This window comes from Pseudomonas sp. SG-MS2 (assembly GCF_009933855.1).
Classification (GTDB): Bacteria; Pseudomonadota; Gammaproteobacteria; order Pseudomonadales; family Pseudomonadaceae; genus Aquipseudomonas; species Aquipseudomonas putida_E.
In genome coordinates, this window is sequence record NZ_MOMO01000195.1 from 1 (window position 1) to 3944 (window position 3944).

The window sequence follows — 3944 nt, forward strand, 5'->3', positions numbered from 1 at the left end:
CGCTTCAGCGTTGCGCCGATGATGGATTGGACCGACCGCCACTGCCGGTTCTTCCTGCGCCTGCTCTCCAGGCACACCCTGCTCTACACCGAAATGGTCACCACTGGTGCCCTGCTGCACAACGACGCGCACCGTTTCCTGCGCCACGATGTGTCCGAGCATCCGCTTGCCCTGCAGCTGGGCGGTAGTGTGCCGGCCGACCTGGCAGCCTGTGCGCGCCTGGCCGAACAAGCGGGCTATGACGAGGTCAACCTCAACGTCGGCTGCCCGAGCGACCGGGTGCAGAACAACATGATCGGCGCTTGCCTGATGGCCCACCCGGCGCTGGTGGCCGATTGCGTCAAGGCCATGCGTGATGCGGTGTCGACGCCGGTGACGGTCAAGCACCGCATTGGTATCAATGGCCGTGACAGCTATGCCGAGCTGTGCGACTTCGTCGGGCAGGTACGTGACGCCGGGTGCCGCAGTTTCACCGTGCATGCGCGCATCGCGATTCTGGAGGGGTTGTCGCCGAAGGAGAACCGTGAGATTCCGCCGCTGCGTTACGACGTGGCCGCGCAGTTGAAAGCGGACTTCCCGGACCTTGAGATTGTGCTCAACGGTGGCATCAAGACCGTGGCCGAGTGCCAGATGCACTTGGAGACGTTCGATGGGGTGATGATGGGGCGCGAGGCGTACCACAACTCGTATGTGCTGGCTGAGGTGGATCAGCTGCTGTTTGGCAGTGATGCGCCGGTGGTCAGCCGTAGCGAGGCGATGGCGCAGTTGCGGCCCTATATCGTGGCGCATATGGAAAGTGGCGGTGCGATGCATCACGTCACCCGGCATATTCTGGGGTTGGGCCAGGGCTTCAAAGGGGCGCGGCGGTTCCGGCAGTTGCTGTCGGCGGATATTCACAAGGCGCCGGAGCCGCTGGTGGTGTTTGACCAAGCGGCGGAGTTGTTGCAGGGGCGGTAAGGTGGTCTGGCGGGCCCTATCGCCGGCAAGCCGGCTGCCACAGGGGCCGCACTGCTCTTGTGGCGTCTGCTTCGCGGGTGAACCCGCTCCCACAGAGGGTGGGGGAAGCTTTCAAGGGCGGTGGGGAACCTCGTGCAGGCTGGTGACTCGAATCATCACCCCAGACAATTCGCCACCGCCCCACTGGCCCCTTGAGCGGCCGTCGGGGCTCGGGTAATGTCGAAACATCGCACAGGACAGAGCACGCCATGACTTCCAAGCTGGAACAACTCAAGCAGTTCACCACCGTGGTCGCCGACACCGGGGACCTGGACGCCATCACCCGCCTCAAGCCGGTCGATGCCACCACCAACCCCTCGTTGCTGCTAAAAGCTGCCGCCATCCCGGGTTATGCCGACCTGCTAAAGCAGGTAAAAAGCGATGCCAAGGGCAATGTCGACCTGGCGTGCGACAAGTTCGCCGTGGCGGTGGGCGCTGGCATTCTGAAAGTGATCCCTGGGCGCATTTCCACCGAAGTGGATGCGCGTTTGTCGTTCGACGAACCGGCACTGCTGAGCAAGGCACGCCAACTGATCGAGCTTTACCAGGCCGCCGGCATTTCCAAAGACCGCGTGCTGATCAAGCTGGCCTCCACCTGGGAAGGCATCCGCGCCGCCGAGCAGTTGGAGAAGGAAGGCATCCAGACCAACCTGACCCTGCTGTTCTCCTTCGCCCAGGCCCAGGCCTGCGCCGATGCCGGTGTCTTCCTGATTTCGCCGTTCGTGGGCCGTATCTACGACTGGTACAAGAAAAGCACCGGTCAGGAGTACGTGGGTGCCGAAGACCCGGGCGTACAGTCGGTCACGCGCATCTACAACTACTACAAGGCCAACGGCTACAACACCGTGGTCATGGGCGCCAGCTTCCGTAATATCGGCCAGATCGAACAACTGGCAGGCTGCGATCGCCTGACCATCAGCCCGGAGCTGCTGCAGCAACTGAGCGATGATCAGGGCGAGCTGCCCCAGGTGCTCAAGCCGGGCAATGCCGGCGAGGCCAAGCAGGTGCTCAGCGAAAGCCAGTTCCGCTGGGCCATGAACGAAGACGCCATGGGTACCGAGAAGCTGGCCGAGGGCATTCGCCAGTTCGCCCGTGACCAGGAGAAGCTGGAAAAGCTGATGGCTGACAAAGCCTGATACATATCCGGTTTGCCAGGCGGGCGGTGAATGTTCAGCATTTTCCGCCCGCTTTGCTTTAGCCGCTCAAAAAAGCGTCTTGAATTCAAGGGCCTGTTCGCGACGGTTCGACGCGAATGGGCCGATTAGCCACCAGAGCTGTCCATGACTTCCTCCCCTTTGCCCCTTGTTCTCGCCGGCCCTGTACTGCGCCGCCTGGAGCCTCAGCGCCTGGCCATCTGGCTGGTCGGCAGCCAACCCTTGCAGCCCGAGTTCACCTTGGACGGCGCGGCCAAGGTGGATTGCCAGGTCGTACCGATCGGCCAGCACGCCTTCATCCACCTGCTGGACATTCACTTTGCCCAGCCGCTACCCAGCAACGTTGAACTCGAATACGACCTGCTGATCAACGGCCAAGGTATCGCTGGCTGGGCGCCGCACCTGCTCTACCCAGGCCGCCGGCGCCCGAGCCTGGTGCTGCGCGACCGCCTGGACCAGTTGCTGCACGGCTCTTGCCGCAAGCCGCACCACCCCGCTGCCGATGGCCTGCTTTGCGCCGACCGGCTGCTGCAGGCCTGTACGCGCCCCGAAGAGCGCCCGGCCGTGCTGTTGATGACCGGCGACCAAGTCTATGCCGATGATGTCGCAGGGCCGATGTTGCGGGCGATTCATTCGCTGATCGAGCGCCTTGGCCTGTTCGATGAACACTTGGACGGCGCGGTCGTGGCCGACAGCAGGTCGCTCTATGACCACCCGGCCAGCTATTACCACCGCGCCGACTTGCTGCCTGCCCAGGAACGTAACGAAACCCTGCGTGAGCGATTCTTCGGCGGCAAGCGCAAACCGATCTTCTCCTCAAGCAATGCCGACAACCATCTGGTGACCTTCGCCGAAGTCATGGCCATGTACCTGCTGGTCTGGTCACCAACACCATGGCAACTGGTCGCACTCGACATGCCTGCGGGCCTTGCCGACCCGCACCAGGCGCGCTACCGCAAGGAACTGCCGCTGATTCAGGCGTTCGCCGACGACTTGGGCCAGGTGGCGCGGGTAATGGCGCATTTGCCTTGCCTGATGATCTTCGACGACCACGACATCACCGATGACTGGAACCTCTCGGCGCAGTGGGAAGAAACAGCCTACGGCCACCCATTCTCGCGACGAATCATCGGCAATGCCCTGCTTGGCTACCTGCTGTGCCAGGCCTGGGGCAACGACCCGCAAGGCTGCAATGCTATGGTCGGGCAGTGCCAGGCGCTGGCCAGCCCACAACTGGACAGCGAGCAACAGGACCATCTGATCGGTGAACTGCTGCGCTTTCAGGGCTGGCAGTTCAGCCTGCCCAGCAACCCGCCCCTGCTGGTGCTGGACACCCGCACACGCCGCTGGCGCAGCGAAAGCGACCTGGCCAAGCCTTCCGGCCTGCTCGACTGGGAGGCATTGTGCGAACTGCAGCAAGCGTTGCTGGACCACCCTTCTGCGATCATCGTGTCACCGGCACCGATCTTCGGGGTAAAGCTGATCGAGACGGTGCAGAAAGTGTTCAGCTGGCTGGGCCACCCGCTGCTGGTAGATGCCGAGAACTGGATGGCACACCGCGGTGCCGCCCGGGTGATCCTGAATATCTTCCGCCACTCGCGCACGCCGGGGCATTACGTGATCCTGTCAGGGGACGTGCATTATTCGTTCGTGTACGAGGTGCTGATCCGCCATCGCCAGCGCAGCCCGCACCTGTGGCAGATAACCAGCAGCGGGATCAAGAACGAGTTTCCCCGCCGCTTGCTGGACGTGCTGGACCGGCTCAACCGTTGGCTTTATTCACCGCGCTCGCCG

General features: G+C 63.0%; 3 protein-coding genes. All 3 read left to right on the top strand.

Translation table 11 applies throughout. The features are described 5' to 3' along the window. On the top strand, positions 1–957 hold a 957-nt coding region (dusA, locus tag BLX42_RS16515; protein WP_256672013.1), incomplete at its 5' end, for a tRNA dihydrouridine(20/20a) synthase DusA. Between the two features lie 248 nt (positions 958–1205). Then, positions 1206–2132, top strand: coding sequence for a transaldolase (gene tal / locus BLX42_RS16520; protein WP_046787893.1), 927 nt, complete (start codon positions 1206–1208; stop codon positions 2130–2132). A 144-nt stretch (positions 2133–2276) separates the two neighbouring features. Then, positions 2277–3944 (top strand): alkaline phosphatase D family protein (locus tag BLX42_RS16525; RefSeq protein WP_161872187.1); only part of this gene is annotated, 1668 nt, incomplete at its 3' end.

Excerpts from the sequence above, each read along its gene's own strand:
- tal (WP_046787893.1), top strand. The coding sequence starts at position 1,206 with ATGACTTCCAAGCTGGAACAACTCAAGCAGTTCACCACCGTGGTCGCC.